This is a genomic window from Malaciobacter mytili LMG 24559, from assembly GCF_003346775.1.
GTDB lineage: Bacteria > Campylobacterota > Campylobacteria > Campylobacterales > Arcobacteraceae > Malaciobacter > Malaciobacter mytili.
This window is the reverse complement of the sequence record NZ_CP031219.1, coordinates 1,265,486-1,286,741: the sequence shown is the minus strand read 5'-3', so window position 1 is coordinate 1,286,741 and position 21,256 is coordinate 1,265,486. Positions and strand designations below refer to the sequence as shown.

The 21,256-nt window shown below is 26.0% G+C and carries 20 protein-coding genes and 1 tRNA gene; 7 read left to right on the top strand and 14 right to left on the bottom strand.

Going from position 1 to position 21,256, the window contains the following annotated elements; translation table 11 throughout:
* Position 1 precedes the first annotated feature (1 nt).
* On the top strand, positions 2-2,176 hold the full coding sequence (locus AMYT_RS06525; protein WP_114841747.1) for a PAS domain S-box protein: 2,175 nt from the start codon (positions 2-4) through the stop codon (positions 2,174-2,176).
* On the opposite strand, the gene AMYT_RS06520 is transcribed toward AMYT_RS06525, so the two are convergent.
* From AMYT_RS06520 to AMYT_RS06505, 4 genes are read right to left on the bottom strand one after another with little or no spacing between them, the layout of a single operon-like run.
* Complete coding sequence (locus AMYT_RS06520; protein ID WP_114841746.1) at positions 2,173-2,763, bottom strand: TetR/AcrR family transcriptional regulator; 591 nt, start codon at positions 2,761-2,763, stop codon at positions 2,173-2,175. The genes AMYT_RS06525 and AMYT_RS06520 overlap by 4 nt on opposite strands.
* The gene (locus AMYT_RS06515) at positions 2,763-5,858 is read right to left on the bottom strand and encodes an efflux RND transporter permease subunit (protein WP_114841745.1); all 3,096 of its coding nucleotides are present in this window, start codon (positions 5,856-5,858) and stop codon (positions 2,763-2,765) included. The genes AMYT_RS06520 and AMYT_RS06515 overlap by 1 nt, the downstream gene beginning before the upstream one ends.
* Position 5,859: 1 nt before the next feature.
* Positions 5,860-6,963, bottom strand: a complete 1,104-nt coding sequence (locus AMYT_RS06510) for an efflux RND transporter periplasmic adaptor subunit (protein ID WP_114841744.1) — start codon at positions 6,961-6,963, stop codon at positions 5,860-5,862.
* Positions 6,960-8,195 carry a TolC family protein gene (locus AMYT_RS06505; protein ID WP_228197908.1) on the bottom strand — a complete coding sequence of 412 codons (1,236 nt, stop codon included), beginning with the start codon at positions 8,193-8,195 and terminating at the stop codon, positions 6,960-6,962. The genes AMYT_RS06510 and AMYT_RS06505 overlap by 4 nt, the downstream gene beginning before the upstream one ends.
* A 96-nt stretch (positions 8,196-8,291) precedes the next feature.
* Between AMYT_RS06505 and AMYT_RS06500 the strand changes: the two genes are divergently transcribed.
* Entirely contained in the window at positions 8,292-8,768 is a 477-nt protein-coding gene (locus AMYT_RS06500; protein ID WP_114841742.1) for a MarR family winged helix-turn-helix transcriptional regulator, read from the top strand.
* A 96-nt stretch (positions 8,769-8,864) separates the two neighbouring features.
* Positions 8,865-9,923 carry an EAL domain-containing protein gene (locus tag AMYT_RS06495; RefSeq protein ID WP_114841741.1) on the top strand — a complete coding sequence of 353 codons (1,059 nt, stop codon included), beginning with the start codon at positions 8,865-8,867 and terminating at the stop codon, positions 9,921-9,923.
* Positions 9,924-9,999: 76 nt separating this feature from the next.
* Here the strand turns inward: AMYT_RS06495 and AMYT_RS06490 are convergent, their stop codons facing one another.
* The 9 genes from AMYT_RS06490 to AMYT_RS06450 all read right to left on the bottom strand — a co-directional run bounded on the left by AMYT_RS06490 (position 10,000) and on the right by AMYT_RS06450 (position 18,594).
* On the bottom strand, positions 10,000-10,560 hold the full coding sequence (locus tag AMYT_RS06490; RefSeq protein ID WP_129097370.1) for a hypothetical protein: 561 nt from the start codon (positions 10,558-10,560) through the stop codon (positions 10,000-10,002).
* Between the two features lie 287 nt (positions 10,561-10,847).
* Positions 10,848-10,923: transfer RNA gene (locus AMYT_RS06485), tRNA-Glu, on the bottom strand.
* Between the two features lie 68 nt (positions 10,924-10,991).
* A complete protein-coding gene (locus AMYT_RS06480; RefSeq protein WP_114841739.1) occupies positions 10,992-11,435 on the bottom strand; it encodes a Sua5 YciO YrdC YwlC family protein in 444 nt (147 codons plus the stop codon).
* Positions 11,435-14,677 carry a carbamoyl-phosphate synthase large subunit gene (carB, locus tag AMYT_RS06475; protein ID WP_114841738.1) on the bottom strand — a complete coding sequence of 1,081 codons (3,243 nt, stop codon included), beginning with the start codon at positions 14,675-14,677 and terminating at the stop codon, positions 11,435-11,437. Before carB ends, AMYT_RS06480 begins: the two co-directional genes overlap by 1 nt.
* Before the next feature lie 132 nt (positions 14,678-14,809).
* On the bottom strand, positions 14,810-15,490 hold the full coding sequence (locus AMYT_RS06470; protein WP_191287687.1) for a HesA/MoeB/ThiF family protein: 681 nt from the start codon (positions 15,488-15,490) through the stop codon (positions 14,810-14,812).
* Positions 15,491-15,658: 168 nt separating this feature from the next.
* Positions 15,659-15,859, bottom strand: coding sequence for an exodeoxyribonuclease VII small subunit (locus AMYT_RS06465; RefSeq protein ID WP_114841737.1), 201 nt, complete (start codon positions 15,857-15,859; stop codon positions 15,659-15,661).
* On the bottom strand, positions 15,856-16,965 hold the full coding sequence (metX, locus tag AMYT_RS06460) for a homoserine O-acetyltransferase MetX (RefSeq protein WP_114841736.1): 1,110 nt from the start codon (positions 16,963-16,965) through the stop codon (positions 15,856-15,858). The genes AMYT_RS06465 and metX overlap by 4 nt, the downstream gene beginning before the upstream one ends.
* A gap of 85 nt (positions 16,966-17,050) precedes the next feature.
* The gene (locus AMYT_RS06455) at positions 17,051-17,500 is read right to left on the bottom strand and encodes a protein tyrosine phosphatase family protein (RefSeq protein ID WP_114841735.1); all 450 of its coding nucleotides are present in this window, start codon (positions 17,498-17,500) and stop codon (positions 17,051-17,053) included.
* 68 nt (positions 17,501-17,568) lie between these two features.
* Positions 17,569-18,594 (bottom strand): hypothetical protein, encoded by a 1,026-nt coding sequence (locus AMYT_RS06450; RefSeq protein WP_114841734.1) that lies wholly within the window; start codon positions 18,592-18,594, stop codon positions 17,569-17,571.
* Between the two features lie 134 nt (positions 18,595-18,728).
* On the opposite strand from AMYT_RS06450, the gene AMYT_RS06445 reads away from it, so the two are divergent.
* From AMYT_RS06445 to AMYT_RS06430, 4 genes are read left to right on the top strand one after another with little or no spacing between them, the layout of a single operon-like run.
* Positions 18,729-19,160 (top strand): hypothetical protein, encoded by a 432-nt coding sequence (locus AMYT_RS06445; RefSeq protein ID WP_114841733.1) that lies wholly within the window; start codon positions 18,729-18,731, stop codon positions 19,158-19,160.
* A 42-nt stretch (positions 19,161-19,202) separates the two neighbouring features.
* Positions 19,203-19,454 (top strand): hypothetical protein, encoded by a 252-nt coding sequence (locus AMYT_RS06440; RefSeq protein ID WP_114841732.1) that lies wholly within the window; start codon positions 19,203-19,205, stop codon positions 19,452-19,454.
* 16 nt (positions 19,455-19,470) lie between these two features.
* Positions 19,471-20,085 carry an acyl carrier protein phosphodiesterase gene (locus AMYT_RS06435; protein ID WP_114841731.1) on the top strand — a complete coding sequence of 205 codons (615 nt, stop codon included), beginning with the start codon at positions 19,471-19,473 and terminating at the stop codon, positions 20,083-20,085.
* 55 nt (positions 20,086-20,140) lie between these two features.
* Positions 20,141-20,629 (top strand): type II toxin-antitoxin system antitoxin SocA domain-containing protein, encoded by a 489-nt coding sequence (locus AMYT_RS06430; RefSeq protein WP_114841730.1) that lies wholly within the window; start codon positions 20,141-20,143, stop codon positions 20,627-20,629.
* 20 nt (positions 20,630-20,649) lie between these two features.
* Here AMYT_RS06430 and AMYT_RS06425 read toward each other — a convergent pair whose 3' ends face one another.
* Entirely contained in the window at positions 20,650-21,207 is a 558-nt protein-coding gene (locus AMYT_RS06425; RefSeq protein WP_114841729.1) for an LOG family protein, read from the bottom strand.
* Positions 21,208-21,256 lie beyond the last annotated feature (49 nt).

The window sequence follows — 21,256 nt, the reverse complement described above, 5'->3', positions numbered from 1 at the left end:
TATGAGAAAAAGTAAACAATCCTTATACTCCTCACTAGCTATTGTTATTATTATAGCTGTAACAATAATAATAAGTATAAATTCTACATATCAATATCTAAATATAAAAGATAGAACAATAGAAGATATAAAGAAAAATTCTAGAGAAACTATTTTAACTTTAAAGAAAAATCTTTCAACTTTAATCTCTGCATATGCAATAAATGAATATGATAAATTAATTTTAAATGAAATACAAAAAAAACAGATTTTTGCAATTATTGTTGAAGATTATAATATGGGAGAGATTGTAGGAAAACCTGCATATATAACGGGAAAAATAAGAGATAAAAATTGGCAAGTTGAAAATTATAATATTAAAAATAAAATACAACTTGAAGAACTTGAAAATTGCTTTTATAAAGACTCTTTTAAAATTATATCAAAAGATAAAGAAGTAGGAAAAGTAACTATTTATATTTCAAATAAAAATTTAAATGAAAAATTAAAAGAAATAATAATTGAAACTATTAAAAATACAATAATAATCTCTATTTTGCTAGTTTTAGTTCTGTTTTTGGCTATAAAATATTTTGTTTTAAAACCTATTTCAAATATAATGGATATTATTTCTATAACAGATAAAGATGGAATTCCTATTAGTTTAATTCCTTTATATGGTTCAAAAGAGATAAATGCTTTATCTGTAAGAATAAATAATATGATTAAAACCATAAAAGAATCAAGATTTATTTTAAAAGAAAATGAAAATAGATTACAATATCTTTTAGAGTTAAGTCCCATTGCAGTAAGAATTGCAAAAGATAGAGGGGAAACAGTTGTTTTTGCCAATAAAGCATACTCAAATCTTATAAAAACAAGTAAAGAAAAAACCTATCAAAAAAATCCAATTGATTATTATAAAGATAAAAAAGATTATCAAGAAGTTCTTGAAAAATTAGAAAATAATCAAGATGTTATAAATAAACTAATCAATTTAAATATTCAAGGAAAAGATATTTGGGTTTTATCTTCTTATATGAATATAAAATTTAAAGAAGAAGCTTCTGTTATTGGTTGGTTTTATGATGTTACAAAAGAAAAAGAGCTACAAAAATTACTTGAACAACAAAAAAATGAATTTGAAGCTATTTTTAAATATGCAAAAGATGGTTTAGCATTACTTGATTTAGAAAGTAATTTTATAGATTTTAATGAAGCCTATTTGGAAATGACAGGTTTTACAAGAGAAGAGTTACTTACAAAATCTTGTTTAGAATTAACTTCTAGTGAAGATTTTCAAAAAGCAAAAGAGATTTTTGAAACTATTTTAGAAAATAACTATGTAACAAATTTTGAAAAAACTTGTATTGTAAAAGATGGTAAAGCAATTAGAATAAATATGTCTTTAGTTTTACTTCCTGAAAAAAATATGATTTTAATTAGTGCAAAAGATGTAACACAGTTAAAATTACTTGAATCTCAATCAAAATTAGCTTCAATGGGTGAGATGATAGGAAATATTGCCCATCAATGGAGACAACCTTTAAATATAATCTCTACAATAGCAAGTAGTGTTAAAGTTAGAAATGAATTTGGAACAATAAAGCTTGAAGAGATTTTAGAAGATATGAATAGTATTATTAATCAAACTCAATACTTATCAAGAACTATTGATGATTTTAGGAATTTTATAAAAAATACAAATAAGAAAGATAAATTATCAATTGTAAATACTGTAAAAAAAGCTCTTTCTATTATTAACTCTACAATGGTAAATAATAATATTATTTTAATTAGCAATTTAGAAGATGATATAAATATTGAAGGCTTTGAAAATCAACTTATACAAGCTTTTATTAATATTATAAATAACTCAAAAGATGCTTTAAAAGAAAATATTGATAATGAAGAAGATAGAGTTATTTTTATTGAGACTAAAAAAATAAATGATAAAAATCTAAGTTTAAGTATAAAAGATAGTGGTAAGGGAATAAAAAAAGAGTTTATTGATAAAATCTTTGAGCCTTACTTTACTACAAAACATCAAAGTATAGGTACAGGTATTGGGTTATCTATGACTTATCAAATCATCACAGAAAATCACCATAGTGAAATTAAAGTAAGTAATGAAAGCTTTATTTATAATAATAAAACATATACAGGTGCTTGCTTTACTATAATATTTAACACTTAAACTTTTATCATTTTAAAAATAGTATCAAGATATAAGTTGATACTGTTTTTTGTCTCATCAATTGTTTTATTATAAAAAGAAAAGATAAAATACCCAACTAAACTATTTAATATTCCATCTACTAAATTTATAGACTCTTTTTTTAATCTTTTTTTATTTATTCCCTCTTTAATTATTGAAGAGAGTATCTCAAAAGAGTTAAAATACCACTCTTTTTGAAAAAATATTAAAGCACAATTTGTTTTACAGTAAGAAACACCTATAAACTCTTTAAAAAATTTTCTATAACCATTGTATTTTTCTTTGTAGCAATTTGTAAAAAATATTTTAATTTTCTCTTTTTCATCATCAATACTATTTATTATTTCTAAAGTCTCTTCTTTATAATCCTTTTGTACTAAACAAACTAGCTCTAATAATATATCTTCTTTATTTGCAAAATATTGATAAATTGTACCTTTACCTATATCTGCCTTTGCTGCAAGTTGGGAAATAGTTATATTTTCAACACCAGCTTGTAAGATTATTTCCTTACAAGCAAGTGCAATATTTCTTCTTTTTTCTTGTTTATCTACTACTATAGCCATTATGATTTTTTACTTAGTTTTGATACCAAAATATAAAATAATGGTATAAAAATAATAGCTAAGAATGTGGCAGCTAACATTCCTCCAATAACACCTGTACCAATTGAATGCCTACTTGCTGCCCCTGCTCCACTACTAATAGCTAAAGGAACAACTCCTAAAGTAAAGGCTAAAGAAGTCATAATAATTGGTCTTAACCTAATTTTTGCTGCTTGAATAGCAGAATCAATTAAACTTAATCCTTCTTTTTGTTTTTGTAAAGCAAACTCCACAATTAAAATTGCATTTTTAGCAGCAAGTCCCGCAAGAACTAAAAGTCCAACTTGAAAATAAATATCATTTTCCAATCCTCTTAATAAAGTTGCTAAAATTGCACCAAAAATTGCAAAAGGTACTGCTAATACTACTGAAATTGGCATTAGCCATTTTCCATATTGTGCTGCTAAAATTAAAAATAGTAAAACTACCCCAAAAATAAAAGCTTGCGCACTACTACTTGAAATTTGTTTTTCTTGATATGCTGTACCAACCCAGCTAATTGTATAACCTTGTGGTAAAATCTCTTTTGCAACTTCTTCAATTGCATTTAAAGCATCACCTGAGCTATATCCAAGTGCAGGTTGTCCTGAAACTTTTGCAGCTTGAAAAAGGTTAAATCTCTCAACAATATCTGCCCCAACTGTTGGTTCAACTTTTACTAAAGAACTTATAGGAATCAACTCATTATTATTTCCTCTAACAAGTACAAATTTTAAATCATCAACACCTTTTCTAAATTCACTTTTTGCTTGTAAATTAACTTTATATGTTCTTCCATAAAGGTTAAAATCATTTACATAATAACTTCCAAATGTAGCACTTAAAGTATTATAAATCTCATCTACCTTTACCCCTTTTGCTTTTGCTTTTTTAGTATCAACTAAAATTTTATATTGAGGTATATTTGGAGTTAGTGATGTTCTTACACCCTGAAGTTCTGCTCTTTGATTTGCTTTTTCAACTATTTGATTTACATAATTACTTAATTCTTTTACACTTTTTCCACTTCTATCTTGAACATACATTTCAAATCCACCAGAGATACTCATCCCCATAATAGGGGGAGGTAAAACTCCAAAACTAAAACCATCAGAAGTTGCCATAAGTTCTTTATTAAACTTTTGATTTATAACTTCTGCATGTTGAGAAGCAGCTTTTCTTTTCTCCCAATCATTTAATTTTACAATTGTTGCAGCAGCATGTGTTCTTTCTCCAAATGTCACTAAATCAAGTCCTGCTAATGTAAGAACATCTTTAACATTTTCATCTTTCATTACAATATCATTTATCTCATTTGTTAAATTCTCTGTTCTTGATAAAGATGAACCTGGAGGGTTATAACTAAATAAGAAAATAGTTCCTTGGTCTTCTTGTGGAACAAGTCCTGTTTTTAAATCTTTAAATAAATCATATGAAACAAAAATCAATCCACCAAATAGCAATACACTTAAAACTGAATATCTAATTGTTTTTTGAACTAAATATGAATATTTATTTGTAGCTTTATCAAACATTTCATTAAACCACTTAAAAAATCCTTGTGGTTTTTTATGGTCATCTTTTAAAATAGAAGCACATAAAGAAGGAGTTAAAGTTAAAGCAACAAAGCCTGATATAGCAATAGAAACTACAATTGTAATTGCAAATTGTCTATACATCTCTCCACTTAATCCACCCATAAAAGCAACAGGAATAAATACAGAAGATAAAACTAATACAATAGCAATAAGCGCACTTGATACTTCTTTCATAGCCTGAAAAGAAGCCTCTTTTGCACTCATTCCCTCACTCATATGCCTTTCCACATTTTCAATAACAATAATAGCATCATCAACAACAATACCAATTGCTAATACAAGACCAAATAAAGTTAATAAATTTATACTAAATCCTAAAGCATACATTCCTGCAAAAGCTCCAATAATTGAAACAGGAACTGCTAAAATTGGGATAAGTGTAGCTCTCCAATTTTGTAAAAATAAGAAAATAATTGCAATAACTAAAATAATAGCTTCTAAAAATGTTTTTGCAACTTCTTTTATCGAAATCTCAACAAAATCCGTACTATCATATGGTATTTTGTAAGCTAAACCTTCTGGAAAATTTTTACTTGCATTTTCAAGAACCTTTTCAACTGCTTTTGCAGTATCAAGGGCATTTGCTCCACTTTGTAAAAATATACCAATTGGAATTGAAGGTGCATTATTTAGCTTTGTAGTCATATTATAACTTTGTGCCCCAAGTTCAACTGTTGCAACATCTTTAAGCATTAAAGAACTTCCATCTTCATTTGCTTTTATAATAATTTCACCAAACTGTTTTGGGTCTGTCATTCTTTCTTGTGTTTGCAAAGTATAAGTAAACATTTGCTTATTTTTAATAGGCTCAGCTGCAAACTTACCTGCTGCATATTGGGCATTTTGTTCTTTTATTGCATTAACAACATCACTAGTAGTTAATTTTTGTTTTGCTAGTTTTTGTGGATCTAACCAAACTCTAATAGAGTAATCTTTTGCTCCAAAAATCGTAGCATCCCCTACTCCATTGATTCTTTTTAAATCATCCACAATATTTATAAGTGCATAATTTGATAAATAAGTAATATCATGTTCATTTGTAGGAGAATATAACATAATAACTTGTAACATACTAGGTGATCTTTCTCTTACATTAACACCTTGTCTTTGTACTTGTTCAGGAAGCTTTGATAAAGCTGCTTGTACCCTATTATTTACATCAATTTTTGCATCATTAGGATTTGTTCCTACTTCAAAAAATACATTTATACTAATACTTCCATTATCAGCAGAAACAGAGTTCATATAAATCATATTTGTTGCCCCATTGATTTGTTCTTCAATAGGAGCAGCAACTGTTTTTGCAATAGTTTCTGCACTAGCTCCGGGATAAGCAGTAGTAACAATTATTTGAGGAGGAATAACTCTAGGATATTGCTCAATTGGCAAATTTATCATAGAAGCCAATCCAGCTAATACAATAATAATTGAGACAACTGCTGAAAAAACTGGATTTTTTATAAAAAATGAAGAAAACATATTATTTTCCTAAAACTTGTACTTTTGTATTTGGTCTAACTTTAGCAATATTACTTACAATTACTTTATCACCAATATTTAAACCTTTTTTAATTGCAACCCCTTTTTCTAATAATATCCCAATTTCAATTGGTCTTAGTTTTGCAATTGAATCTTCGACCACATAAACAAAGTTTCCATTTACTGTTTTAAGAAGGGCATTTTCTGGGATTATATGAATATTGTTTATTACTATATTATCAAGTTTTATTTTTGTAAACTCACCAATAATTAAACTATTATCATTATTTTCAAATTTAGCTCTTAATAGTAAAGTATCTGTATTTTCATCTAATTTAGCAGATATATAATCAATAATTCCATTTTCTAAAATTTTTCCATTATTATCTAAAGATATTTTTACACTTTTATTTTTTATTTGCGATAGAAAACTTGAAATATCTTCTTTTCTTAAAGAAAATTCTATATGCACAGGATTTACTGCTGTAATTGTTACTAATAATGAGTTTTCACTATTGCTTCCAACATAATCACCAATATCACTTTTTTTAATACCTACTATTCCACTAATTGGTGCTTCAACAGTAGTATAATCATACTGAATTTGAGATTGTTTTAAACTAGCCTTTGCACTTTGTAAAGTTGCTTGGGCATCTTCATAAATATATATATACTCATCATATTTTTGAACACTAATAGCTTTACTTTTCAATAATGAAACTGCTCTTTTTTGATCTTTTAAAGCTTTATTATAATTTGCTTGAGCTTTTTTAACATTTGCTTTTGCCATATTTAAATTTGTTAAATAAGTATCTTGTTCTATTTTATATAAAAGCTTACCTTTTTTTACAAATTCACCTTCATTAAAATATTTTTGCTCTAAAGTTCCAGAAACCCTTGCCATCACATCAACTTCTTCAAAAGGTTTAATAATTGCAGGATACTCTTTTGAGATTGTTGGAGTCTCTTGTTTTACTTCAAAAACTTTTACTGGTAATGCTGGTTTTTCTTTAGCTACACTTATATTTTGAGCTTTATTACTCTCATCATTGCATCCACTAAAACCTAAAGCTACTAAAACTATAAATGGTAATATTTTTTTCATTTAACATAATCCTTTACTTTTTCACCACTATGATAAATCACATTAGCTTTTTTTATTTCTAAATCATATATTGCCGTTTTTAAAACACTTAAAGCATCATATTTTTCACTTAAAGCTTCTAAATAAGCAACATTATCAATAAGTCCATTTTGGAATTTTGATTTAATTACTTCATATGCACTATTTGCAGCATCTAAACTAGCTTGTGCTGATTTTATTTTAAGTTTTCCAATATCAAAAGCTCTTAATGCCAATTGTAAATCAACATTTGCTTTATTTTTTTCATATTCATAATTTGATTTTGCACTTAAATATTTTTTATATTTTGATTCATAACTATTTTTAGTTTCACCAAAAGAAAAAATATTCCATTTTAAATTAATAGATAAAATATTTTGTTCATCTAAATCATTTTCAAAAGCTTTATTATCAAAGTTCATATCATAATAAGAATATGTATTATTTAGACTAATTGTAGGAAGATACCCACTTTTTTCAATATCTGCATTTTTTAGCATTGTTTCTACATTAAATTTTAAAGATTCTATATCTGCTCTTTGTTTATTTTTATCATTAGTTAATATTAAATCAACTAATGACCCCTCTTGAATAGAAACTTTTTTTCCTGTTATATATTCTAAATTATGTAAAATTGTTTGTAATTGAAGTTCTATTTCATGCAGTTGTACAGTTGCACTTTGAAGCCTTGAATCAATCTTTTTTAATTCATCTTCAGTAGTTGTTCCAACTTCTAAAAATTTACTTAATCTATCATATTGCGCCCTTAATTGCTCAATCTCTTTTATTTTTGCATCTTGCGTTGCAAAAAGTCCTAAATAGTTATAATAGTAAGTAGTAACATCTAAAGAAATTTGATTTTTTATAGATTCCAATGTCTTTTCACTACTTTTAATACTCATTTCATAACTATCAAATCTATTCTCTCTTTTTCCTCCATCATATAAAGTAAAATCCAAAGAAGCATAAGCTGTTGAACTTTTACTTGCAGTTGAAGCTGTTTCATATTTTGCTTTTGAATAATTAGCACCTACATCAAGCTTTGGAAGATAGCTACTTCTCACACTTGAATACTCTTTTTTTAGTGATTCCAAATCATTTTTGTATGAGTTAACTAATCTATTTTTTATAGATAAATCAATTAATTCATTTAAATCCTGTCCCATTAAAAAAATAGGAATAAAAAATAATAAATAAATTTTTTTCAAATTCACTCCTTTTTATCTTGCTAGAAAGATAACATTTCTCACCTTAAATTTATCTTTCTAGAAAGATTTAACTTTTAATCTTATTTCTGCTAAAATTTCAAAATGGAAAAGAAACATTTAGATAATTTTTTTAATACAACCGTAAAAATGCAAGAATATAAACAATTTGGATTAACTTTACCAATTACATTAATTTACAAAAATTTATATAATGAAACAGAACATTATTTAAAAGAGACATATGATTTAATTCATTCTGAAATTGATGTACTTGCAGCTTTATATTTTAATGGCAAGCTTTTATCACCAACTGACTTATATGCAGCTACTGTTTTTTCATCAGGAGGGATGACAAAAATATTGAAAAAACTTGAACAAAGAGGTTATATTTCAAGAATAGCTTCAAAAGAGGATAAAAGAAGTATGCTTGTAAAACTTGAGATAAAAGGTGAAGAGTTAGTAACTTTGTGTTTGAAAGAGATGGTAGAAAATAGAAGAAATATTTTTGAAGTTCTTTCAAAAGAAGAGATAGATTCACTGGAAAAAATTCTAAAAAAGTTAACTTATACTCTTTTTTAAATTTTATTAACTTTACTTAAAATAGTTTTATTTGACATTATAGAACTACTAATTTTTTTCTTATTTGATAAACTTATAAAAAATAAAGGAAATTAGATGTCTTGTTCTAAATGTAATGAAAAATTTATTTTAAAAAATAGTTTTGGTGTTTTATTTTTCGTAAGTGAAATAGAAGAATTAGTAAAAAAACTTGAACTATTTTTTAATAATTTATCAATAGATTGTGAAAATTCAAATGGCTTACTTATAATAAAAACCAAAGATGTTTATAAATTTTTTCATAAAAACTTAGAAAAGTTTAAAAATCATTTTAATGAACTTGAAAGAAATACAATAAAAATCTTTATTTCAGATAATGAAAAATCTTTTACTATTCAATCTATTTTAAAAGCTAAACCTTTACAAAGGTTTATTAATATTTTTGATGACCAAGATTTTTTTGATATTGTTAATAATGAATCACTTACTGCTCATTTTCAACCAATTATTGATGTAAAAAACAATCAAATCTATGGTTATGAAACTTTATCTAGAGGGGTAAAAGAAGATGGAAGTTTAATGTATCCTGACATTTTATTTGAAAAATCAAAAAGAAATGATTATAACTTTAAATTAGATAGACTTTGTAGAGAGACTGCTTTAAAAACTGCCGCAACAAAAAAAATCCATCAAAAAGTTTTTATAAATTTTATACCAACTTCGATTTATGACCCTGAATTTTGTTTGAAATCAACTGAGAAATGGGCAAAACAATTAGAATTTGACCCTTCTCAAATTGTTTTTGAAGTGGTAGAAACAGAATTAGTAAAAGATCAAAGGCATTTAAAAAATATATTAGAATATTATAGATTACAAAACTTTAAAATAGCCCTTGATGATGTGGGGGAAGGTTATTCTAGTTTAAATATGCTTATAGAACTTAAACCAGATATTATAAAAATAGATAGAAATATTATAAATAGTATTAATACAAATCATTTAAAACAGTCTGTCTATAGAGCACTATTTAATCTTTCAAAAGAACATAATATCACAGTTTTAGCAGAAGGAATAGAAACAAAAGAAGAATTTGAAACTATAAAAGAAATTGGTGTGGATCTTGCACAAGGTTACTATTTTGCAAAACCTTCTTCTGAACCAATAAGAAAGATATAAAAAATAAGCTAATATAAGTCTTAGTTAATTGCTACAAATTAATAACTTATTTGTAAAAATTTTAAGACTTTATATTTTATTTATCTTTTTCATATTCTTCATTTAATATATTTTCAATTTTATTTCTATATTCTGATAATAATTTTGCATTAAAAAATACTATTAAAATACATATTATTCCTAATACTGTAATATATCCAACAATATTAAAAAAATTATCATTTAAAATTTTGGCTAAACTTATTAGAAAAGTTTCTGTATTTAGCTTTTTATCTTCTATAATAATAAAAAATATAATAATTCCTAATAGAAATACTAAATATACATACATAACTTTAATTAAAAAATTATCATTTTTAAATAATGATATTTCAATAAGACATAAACTTTTTTCTATTATTCTAGTATTTGATTTTTTTAATTTAATTAAAAATTTATTAAGTCTATCTTTTTTTAAAAAATACCAAAATAAAGCAGAAAAACATAAAAATATAATTATTCCACATACAAAAGTAATTAGTTGTATTTTATGATTTAAAAATAAAAGTATTGAAACTATAATAAATAATAAGAAAAATGAAAAAAAATAAGTTTTTAGATTTTTTCTAGTTTTATTTAACATTACTAATTCTTTCAATTGAAATTCTTATTTATTATGTAATATACTTGTCATAATTTGCGTCACAATTTAAAAAAATAACTAAATTTAGCTTTATTGTTAATTCTACTTTTAAATAAAGAGTAAAATTTATGTCTATATTATTACAAATATAATTTGGGATTTTAAAGTTAGAGATATACTCTAAACAATAAAGTATTTCCAGTAGGTTGTGTTTATTAGAAAGTAATTTTTAAGTATAGGATAAAAAATCAATTAAAATATTAATACTTATTTAAAAGCAGCAATTTATGGTATTTATAAGATGGCGACCCCAGCTGGATTTGAACCAGCGTCATCAGGAGGAAATCCTGAGGTCCTTGGCCACTAGACGATAGGGTCATATTAAGGGAGAAATTATAGTTTAGATTATTTTGTATTTTGCTTAAATTCTTTTCTTTTTTAAATATTTATCTAATTTTCTTTAATTTCTTTTTCTTTAAAAGATAAATAGAAGAAGAAACTGTTTCACTAAAGCCTTCTTTTGTCTCTACAATAATATTTGCATTTGTTCTTGCAAACTCTTCATCAAAACTTTTAGTTGTGATATTTGCAGAAGTAGAATAGATATTTTTAAATTTTCTAACAAAGTCATAAAATTTATCCTCTTTACTTATAATTCTAAAAGAGTGTGTATTAGGATAAATAAAAGTTGTTTTTCTAGCTTTTCTTACAAGTTTTTTATGATTTTTAGGAACTCTTGTATATTGTTTTAACGTAGTGAAACTATCTACTACTTGAAGAATTTTTTGAGTTGTTGGTCTTTTTTTTAAGTTTGAAAGCTTCTCATCATTAGTTGATGAGAAGCCAACAGTTGTATCTGTTTGTACTAAATAAACAAGTTCACAGTTCATTAATCGTTTAAGAATTCCTGAATAGATTTAACGCAGATACCATCTTTTTGTTTTAAAGCCTTCATAGCTTCAACACAAGCAAGTGCTCCTGCTGCTGTTGTTACATATGGAATATTCATTCTTAAAACAGTCCTTCTAATATTTTTACCATCATCTTTTGAAGACTCTTTTCCATCACTAGTATTAAAAGCAAGTGCTATATCACCATTTGTTAATAAGTCAGCAATATTTGGTCTTCCTTCAGAAATTTTAAGAACTTTTTCACACTCAATTCCAGATTCAGTAATAGCTTTATATGTTCCATCTGTTGCAACTATACTAAACCCTTCATTTACAAGTCCTTGTGCAATTCTAGAAGCATATTCTTTATCTAAATCACATAATGAAATAAATACTTTTCCAGAAGTAGGAAGATCATTTTTAGCAGCACTTTGTGCTTTTGCATAAGATTCTCCAAAAGTAGAAGAGATACCCATTACTTCACCTGTTGATTTCATTTCAGGTGTTAAAATCATATCTGAACCACTTAATTTATTAAAAGGAAAAACAGCTTCTTTTACAGCAATATGATTTTTAAGAATTGGTTTTAATACACCATTATCTTCATATACAATATTTTTATCATATACAGCTAGTGCTTCTCTTAAAGTTTCACCCCACATTACTCTTGTAGCAACTTTAGCTAAAGGCATACCTGTAGCTTTAGAAACAAAAGGAACAGTTCTAGAAGCTCTTGGATTTACTTCAATTAAGTAAATTTCTCCTTTATGAATAGCATATTGAACATTCATTAGACCAACAACACCTAAACCTAAAGCCATTTTTTTAGTTTTTTGCTCTAATTGAATAATTAATTCATCTGAAATAGAAACAGGAGGTAAAGAACAAGCAGAATCCCCTGAGTGAACACCTGCTTCTTCAATATGTTGCATAATTCCACCAATATAAACTTCTTTACCATCACAAATACAATCAACATCAAGTTCAGTTGCTCTATCTAGGAATTTATCAATTAATACAGGTGCATCATTTGAAACAGAAACTGCCTCATCCATATATTGCTTTAACTCATCAGAAGAATAAACAATTCTCATACCTCTTCCACCAAGTACAAAAGAAGGTCTTACCAATACAGGATAACCAATTCTTTCAGCAATTTCTAAAGCTTCTTCTAGTTTTACAGCTGTACCATTTTCAGGTTGTAATAATTCTGCTTTTTCTACAAATGTAGCAAATTTTTTTCTATCTTCTGCTAAATCAATAACTTCAGCTGTAGTTCCTATAATTTTAGCACCAGCGTTAGTTAAAGCATTTGCAAGTTTTAAAGGAGTTTGCCCACCAAAGTGTACAATTACACCATCTGGATTCTCTTTTTCAACTACACTTCTTACATGTTCAAAGTCAATTGGTTCAAAATATAAAATATCAGAAGTATCATAATCTGTTGATACAGTTTCTGGGTTACAATTGTACATTATTGTTTTAACACCCATTTCATTTAAAGCAAATGAAGCATGTACACAACAATAATCAAACTCAATACCTTGACCAATTCTATTTGGACCACCACCAATAATTAAAACTTTTTTCTCATCAGATTGAGTTTTTTCAACTTTTGGTAATCTATGAACATTTGTTGTTGAATAAAGGTATGGAGTTAAAGCTTTAAACTCAGCAGCACAAGTATCAACTTCATTATATTCAAAATCAATATCTAGTGCTTTTCTAGCATTATAAACATCATCTTCAGATTTTCCAATAAGAGTTGCAATCATTTTATCACTAAAACCATTTGCTTTAATATTTCTCATTGCAATTTCATCAGTTAAAATAGACTCATCAATTGTTTTTTCTAATTCACAAATTTCTCTAAATTTACTTAAGAACCAAGGATCAATTTTTGATAATTCAAAAATTTCTTCATTTGTTAGACCTTCTCTCATACCTTGCATAATATATCTTAATCTATCGCAGTTTGGTCTTCTAATTTCTTTTTTAATTTTTTCTAATGATGCATCAATTTTATCAAATCCAACTAAACCTGTTTCCATTGAACATAAAGCTTTTTGAATAGATTCATTAAAAGTTCTACCAATAGCCATAACTTCACCAACAGATTTCATTCCTGTTGTAAGAGTAGAGTCAGCTTTAGGGAATTTTTCAAAAGTAAATCTTGGGATTTTTGTAACTATATAGTCAATAACAGGTTCAAATGATGCTGCAGTTCCTGTAATATCATTTGTAATTTCATCAAGTGTAAATCCTACTGCAAGTAGTGTTGCAACTTTTGCAATTGGATAACCAGTAGCTTTAGAAGCTAAAGCAGAAGATCTTGAAACTCTTGGGTTCATTTCAATAACAATCATTCTTCCTGTTTCAGGATTAATTGAAAACTGTACATTAGAACCTCCTGTATCAACACCAATCTCTCTTAAGATGGCAAATGAAGCATTTCTCATATCTTGATATTCTTTATCTGTAAGAGTTAAAGCAGGAGCAATAGTAACAGAATCTCCTGTATGTACTCCCATTGGGTCTAAATTTTCAATAGAACATACAATGATACAGTTATCTTTACTATCTCTTATAACTTCCATTTCATATTCTTTCCATCCAAGTAGTGACTCTTCTACTAAGATTTCATTAATTGGAGAAGCATCAAGACCAATTTTTGCTAATTCTTTATATTCATCAATATTATAAGCAACTCCAGAACCTCCACCAGCTAATGTAAATGAAGCTCTAATAATGATAGGAAAACCTATCTCTTCAGCAGCTATAAGTGCATCGTCCATATTATACGCATATCTTGATTTTGGTAAATCCATACCAATTTTAATCATAGCTTCTTTAAAAAGTTGTCTATCTTCACCTTTTTTAATAGCTTCTGGATTTGCACCTAAGAACTTAACACCTTCTAACATACCTTTTTCATACATAGAAGTAGCAACATTTAATGCCGTTTGACCTCCCATTGTAGGTAAAATTGCATCAATATTTTCTTGCTTAATGATTTTTGCAACAACCTCTTCTGTAATTGGTTCAATATATGTTTTATCAGCAAATTCAGGGTCAGTCATAATAGTAGCAGGGTTTGAATTGATTAAAACAACTCTATATCCTAACTCTTTTAATGTTTTAGTAGCTTGTGTTCCTGAGTAGTCAAATTCGCATGCTTGACCAATAACAATTGGACCAGAACCGATAAGTAAAATAGATTTTATATCTTCTCTCTTTGGCATTTATAGTTCCCCATTAGTGTAGTAGTTAAAATTTGTGAAGTCTATCTAAAAAGTGCTTAAATCTTGGTTATTTGAGAAGTTTTATAAAATTATTATATCAATTTGGAGAAGATTTCCAAATTGATTTTTTACTTAATCTGTTGGTAAATTAAATTTTTTTGTATTTAAAACACCCTCTTCATCAAAAGATAAATAGTATAAAATATCTTTTTTTACAGGAAGCCCTGTTAAATATCTAATAGCTAAATTTGCTTGAAGAGAAGCAATATGCATTACAATAGGACATGCAATACCATTTGGTTTTCTATCATTTATTTGAAATACTGCTTCATAAGAAGCTTTATTGAAAAAACAAACTTGTCCATGAAACTCTTCAACTGTACCATAAATCCAAGGTTGATTATTATTTATACAATATTCATTTATTGCAGCACGGCTAGGTAAGTTATCAGTTGCATCTATAAGTAAGTCAAATTTTAAACCTCTTTTTGCAAATTCATCAAAACTTTCAGTATAAGCTGTTACTTTAGTATATGGACATCTATCTTCAACTAGTTTTTTTAAAACCTCAGCTTTATATTTTCCATCATCTCCAACTTTAAAACCTATTTGTCTATGGATATTATGTACACCTACTTCATCAAAATCTACAAAAGCAAATTCTCCAATACCAGAAGCTCCAAGAGCAATACCTAGTGAGCAACCTAATCCTCCACTACCTATGATAGCTACTTTTTTATTTTGAAGTGAATCTTGTGTCTCTTCTCCCCAAAGTTTTATTTGTCTATTAAAAAACTCATGAATTTCGCTCATTTTAAATCCTTAGTAAATAAGTAAAGTTTATTTTTTTAATTATATATTGTAATAATAGCAAAATATAATTAAATTTCAATGACCCTAATCAAATTTAATCTTGAGTATTATAGTTGTGTTTAAAAAGATAAATAGACTTTCAAGTAATACTTGAAAAGTCTATATTAATTAGTTTTTCTCTTTTGTAGTAAAGATAAGTTTTGCTTCATCAAGAAGTTTTTGTGCTTCTTCTAGTTCTTTAATTCCAGATTTATAAACTTCAATAGAGTTTTGAAGAGTTATTTCTGGATTATTTAATTTTTCTAATAATTCTTTTGCTTTTAAAATTTTTTCTTCAAAAGCTAATTTTTCTTGTACTTCTTCACTCATATTTTATCCTCTAATATATCTCTTACATAATCTTCAAATTTTTCTACTTCAACTAAGAAAGAATCATGCCCTGATTCACTCTCTATCATTTTATAAGTAACTTGTTCTTCTTTTCCTATTTTACACATAATTTCATATATTTCTTCCATCTCTTCTGGGAAAAATAACATATCATCAGAAAAAGAAATAAGATGCAACTTACATTTTATTTTAGAAAAAGAGTCTTCTAACTTATCTTTATTTCTTGCCACATCAAATATATTCATTGTTTTACAAATATATAAGTATGAAAGTGGATCAAAAAATTTAGGAAAACTATATGAGTTATATTCTAAATATCTCTCCACTTCAAATCTTCCAAAGAGTTCATATAAACCATCAGTATGAGAATAGTTTCTTCCAAATTTTTTATTAAATAAATTTGGGCTTAAATATGCAATAAGCCCTGCCATTCTTCCAATAGCAAGTCCAGGTAATCCATTTGCACTTAAATCATTTTTCTTATAATGTCCATTTTTAAAAGCTGGGTCATGTCTTATTGCTTCCATTGCTATTTTATTTATGGCAATTGCCCAAGGTCTAGTATATGCTGTTGTAGCCATTGGTATTACAATATCTGCAAATCTTGGATGTTCTATTGAATAACAAAGAGCTTGCATTCCTCCCATTGAACCACCAATTACTGCCCTTACATGATGAATACCCAATGAATCAAAAAGTATTCTTTGTGCTTTTACAATATCAGAAATTGTTAAAACTGGAAATTTAAATCTATATGGCTCACTACTTGGATAGTTTGGGCTCATTGGATTTGTTGAACCAAAACAAGAACCTATATTATTTGTACAAATTACAAAATATTTAGTAGTATCAATAGCTTTTCCATCTCCAATAAATTTATCCCACCATCCAGCTTTTGCTTCATCAGCATATCTACCTGCTGCATGATGTGAACCTGATAAGGCATGACAGATTACTATAACATTTGATTTATCTTCATTTAATTGTCCATATGTTTCATATATTATTTCATATGGCTCTAAGATTCGACCACTCTCCAAATATAAAGGATTGGTAAATCTTGCTGTTTTAGTCTCTATTTTCAAAATTTATCCCATAATTTTTAATATTTTTGTGTATTTATTATAATTGCCAATAATTTTATCAAAAACATTCATAAAAGTGTCTTTGTTAGCTATTTTGCAACTCTTCCAATGATATTTTCATTAACTCCTGCCATTTCTTACTTGGAGTCCATATATCAAACATTGAAAGGTTAATATTTTCAAAAGGAGTTTTTAAAAAGTATTTATGAAAAACATACATAAAAGCAGTTACTCTATAATTTTTAGCACAGTGAACCCAAACTTTTATATTTGTAAAACTATTTAAAATTGCTAAAAAAATCTTTAAGTTATCAATTTCAGGATTTTCAAAATCAACAGGAATATGAATATATGTCATTCCTAATTGACTTACAATTTTATCTTCATTTTCCAAAGCCAATGAGGAGTTTGATAAGGCTAGGTTTATTACTACTTTAAAATCATTATCTGCAATTATTTTTAACTCTTCAAGTGTAGGTTGTCCAGAAGTAGATATTTTATCATTAATTTTAATATAGTTTAAAATAGTATCCATAACTTATCCTTTTTAAGTAGATACAAAAATTATAACAAGTTTATTCTTTATTAAGCAAAGTATTTAAGTTATTGTAAAAATATTCTATTTCCATTTTTATCATATATTATCAACTCTTCAATATTATTACTTTTATTATAGTTTTCTCCTTCAACCATTAATTGTCCATTTGAATAATATTGTTTAAAAGGTCCAGAAGTTGAAAAGGTTTCATAAACTCCCGGAGATAAACTTTTAGTATTTGCTGGATTTAAAGAGCTTTTTAAAACATCCAATTCACTTCTATATGCTTTTCCTATAGTAATTGTAAATTCTTCTTTTATCTTCCCATTATAATAGTAGTTTTTTAATACCCCTACCCACTTTTTCTTTTTAAAAAAACCAAACTCTTTTTCTTCTAAAATCATCTCACTTTTCTTTTTTCCATTATAATAGTATTCTATATTTTCATAACAAAAACCATCTTTATATTTATAAGATAAAATAGGTTTTTCATTTACTAAATGTTTCACTGTTCCATTAAAAGTAGAATATTTAAAATTTTTATCAGGAATAAAAAGAGTTCCTTTTTCATCATAATAAACTGAGGTTTCTTTATACTCATATTTTTTTTCAAACTCTTGCCATTTTTCTTTTGGAACATAAAAATCATCTTTATTTGAAAAATATTCATTATAAAGGTCATAATTAAACTCTTCTTTTAACAAATCTCCATAAAAGTATTTTTTCCAAATACCTACTTTTTTAAATTTAAAATCAAAAAAGCCCTCTTCTCTTAGATTCCCTAAATAATAACCTTTATATAAAATTCTATTTTTATTAAAATCCCAGATATATTCTGAAGAGATTAAATCTTTTATATATTTATTAGTATACCCCACTTGGTTTTTCTCATAAACATATCTTTTTTTTGCAATAATATCTCCATTTTTATATGTTGTTATCTCTTCACTAAAGCTATTTAAGAAAAACTTTTCTTTTTTTATTTCCCCAGAATATAGTTTCTTATTTTCATAAAATTTTCCATTTTTTTCTATTAGATTTTGAGCATATAATATATTTAAAGTAAGTATAAAAGATAAAAGTATTTGCATTTTTTTCCTAAAAGATTATCAAATTATTGGGATTATAGCTATTTTCTTCTTTATTATTTAAAATAATATTGATTTCAATCAAATAAACTTCTTATTTTTTTGAATATAATTATCAAAATTAATAAGGAGAAAAAATGCAAATATATAATATTATGCTTTTAATTCATCTTTTTTGTGCAATTATCTTTATAGGATTTTTATTTGCAGATATATTTGTAATTAAAGCTTTAGATAGTAAATATGAGAATGCACAAGAGATAAAAAAACCTATATATAATAAAGCAGTTAAAATCTATCCTTTTTCTGTGCTGTTATTAATACTTAGTGGTGGATATATGTTTTCAAAATATATTAATTCATCTTTAGGTTATATAGAGACTAACTTACAAATTTTACTTTTAGTAAAATTCTTTTTAGTATTGATTATAGCTTTAGGAATACTTTACTCTCTTAGTTGCAAAATAAGGAAAAAAGAACCTTTTAAAATAATGAAACATTTTCATTTATTTGCTTTTTGTTTAACTATTATTATCACTATTTTAGCAAAGATTATGTTTTGGGTTTAATAAATTTTAGCTATACTATGTAAAAAAACATAAGGATATAAATTGAATTCTAAAATAGAAGAATTAAAACAATTACTTGAAAATGATGTACTAGTAGAGCTTATAGAGAGTATAGAAGAAGTAGAAGACCAAGTAACTACAGAAGAAGATAAAGAAGAACTTCAATATTTAAAAGATTTAAAAAGATATTTTGATGAAACTTTAAAAGCTATTGAAGAAGATAAATTATCAATACAACAAGCTGAAGATATATTAGCTGCTTTAGAAAATATGAAAAATGAAGATGATTTTTAATCATTAAATATAATATATGAATTGGCTAGCTCATATCTTTCTTTCTGAAAAAAATATTGATTTTCAAATTGGAAATTATCTTGCAGATCCACTAAAAGGTAGAGTTTGGGAAGGGGCAAGTATTTCTTTACAAAAAGGTATGAGAATTCATAAACTTATAGACTCTTATACAGACTCCCACATACTTTTTAAATCTAGCAAAGAAAGACTTGGAAAAAAAGGTTTATTAAAAGCAGTAGTAGTTGATCTTACTTATGATTATTTATTAACAAAAAATTGGCAAAACTTTTCAAATATTTCCAAAGAGTTATTTTTAAATGAATTTTATAAACAAGCAATGTCAAATCTTCCAACTCTTCCTTTAAATGCACAAACTTATTTAAAAAGATTAATTGAGTTTGATTTACTAAATAAATATAACTCTTTAGAAGACTTATACAAAACCTTTGAAAGAGTAGATAAAAGAATCTCAAAAAGACTTCTTTTAAGAGATAAAACAATAAATTATTTTAATATTGTATCAACAAATATTGAGAATCTTGAAAAAGATTTTTTAGAGTTTTTCCCTCAATTATGTAATACTGTTAGAGAAAATGTAGATAAATCAAAATTAAGCCATTGGAAGATTTAATATCTTTATGTTTAATTTTGTTATACTTCGCTAAATATTTAAAGGATTTTTTAATATGGATATAACAAAAGTTGCAAATGTTATACTTTATATGTTACATAAACAAGTAAAACATTTAAATGATAAAAAACTATCTATTATGTTGTTTTTAATGGATTTTAATCATCTAAAATTTTGTGGTAAAAAGATTTTTGGTGAGGAATATATAAAAAGTTCAAGAAACCCTGAACCAAAAGTTCTAGGTGAAATTTTTGATATTATTGCAAATGGTGAAGATTTAGAAGAAGAGGATGAAAGATTATATCTTATTCAAGAATTACTTGATTATTTAGATATTGAAGTGGAAGAAAAAGAAAAATTTATTGAACTTAGATTTTTAAAAATGGAAGAAGAGTTTGATGAAACTTTATTTACAAAAGATGAAATGAAAACTATACATAAAATTGTAGAAACATATTTTGATACAACTACAAGAAATATAGCAAATGCCACATTTCAAATAGAAGAAGTTAGAAAGACACCAAAGGGTGAAATAATTATATAAAAGAGTTAAAAACTCTTTTATTACCACTTATTTAAAGGAGCTTTATAATTTTTAATAGCTTCCAATAATTCCTCTTTATTATCTGTTTTTATAAGCATATTAGAGTATTCAGGCTTTAAAAATTCACATTCACACATATTATTAATCAATTCAAATAATTTATCATAAAAACCATCAACATTATAAAAAGCACAAGGTTTATTATGATAACCAAGTTGTGCCCAAGTCCAAGCTTCAAATATCTCTTCTAAAGTACCTGCACCACCAGGAAGTGTAACAAAAGCATCAGCAAGTTCTGCCATCATAGCTTTTCTTTCATGCATTGTTGAAACCACATGAAGTTCAGTAATACCCGTATGAGCTAACTCTTTACTTTTTAATTTTTCTGGAATTACCCCATAAACTTTTCCACCATTTTCCATAACAGAATCAGCAATAGCACCCATAAGTCCTACTTTTCCTCCACCATAAACAACATCAATATTATTTTGAGCAAAAAATTTTCCTAAAGCTTTTGTAGCATTTAAATATTTTATATTATTTCCCATACTTGAACCACAAAAAACTGCTATTTTCATAATTATTATTCCTTTTAATTTTTTCAAATAAAGTGTAAATTATATACTA

Bases quoted from the DNA above. Each gene is read 5' to 3' on its own strand.
- AMYT_RS06495 (WP_114841741.1), top strand. From the start codon at position 8,865: ATGTCTTGTTCTAAATGTAATGAAAAATTTATTTTAAAAAATAGTTTT.
- AMYT_RS06515 (WP_114841745.1), bottom strand. From the start codon at position 5,858: ATGTTTTCTTCATTTTTTATAAAAAATCCAGTTTTTTCAGCAGTTGTC.
- AMYT_RS06450 (WP_114841734.1), bottom strand. From the start codon at position 18,594: ATGCAAATACTTTTATCTTTTATACTTACTTTAAATATATTATATGCT.
- AMYT_RS06510 (WP_114841744.1), bottom strand. From the start codon at position 6,963: ATGAAAAAAATATTACCATTTATAGTTTTAGTAGCTTTAGGTTTTAGT.
- AMYT_RS06500 (WP_114841742.1), top strand. From the start codon at position 8,292: ATGGAAAAGAAACATTTAGATAATTTTTTTAATACAACCGTAAAAATG.
- AMYT_RS06445 (WP_114841733.1), top strand. From the start codon at position 18,729: ATGCAAATATATAATATTATGCTTTTAATTCATCTTTTTTGTGCAATT.
- AMYT_RS06520 (WP_114841746.1), bottom strand. From the start codon at position 2,763: ATGGCTATAGTAGTAGATAAACAAGAAAAAAGAAGAAATATTGCACTT.
- AMYT_RS06525 (WP_114841747.1), top strand. From the start codon at position 2: ATGAGAAAAAGTAAACAATCCTTATACTCCTCACTAGCTATTGTTATT.
- AMYT_RS06465 (WP_114841737.1), bottom strand. From the start codon at position 15,859: ATGAGTGAAGAAGTACAAGAAAAATTAGCTTTTGAAGAAAAAATTTTA.
- AMYT_RS06435 (WP_114841731.1), top strand. From the start codon at position 19,471: ATGAATTGGCTAGCTCATATCTTTCTTTCTGAAAAAAATATTGATTTT.
- AMYT_RS06480 (WP_114841739.1), bottom strand. From the start codon at position 11,435: ATGAACTGTGAACTTGTTTATTTAGTACAAACAGATACAACTGTTGGC.
- AMYT_RS06470 (WP_191287687.1), bottom strand. From the start codon at position 15,490: ATGAGCGAAATTCATGAGTTTTTTAATAGACAAATAAAACTTTGGGGA.
- AMYT_RS06425 (WP_114841729.1), bottom strand. From the start codon at position 21,207: ATGAAAATAGCAGTTTTTTGTGGTTCAAGTATGGGAAATAATATAAAA.
- carB (WP_114841738.1), bottom strand. From the start codon at position 14,677: ATGCCAAAGAGAGAAGATATAAAATCTATTTTACTTATCGGTTCTGGT.
- AMYT_RS06430 (WP_114841730.1), top strand. From the start codon at position 20,141: ATGGATATAACAAAAGTTGCAAATGTTATACTTTATATGTTACATAAA.
- AMYT_RS06455 (WP_114841735.1), bottom strand. From the start codon at position 17,500: ATGGATACTATTTTAAACTATATTAAAATTAATGATAAAATATCTACT.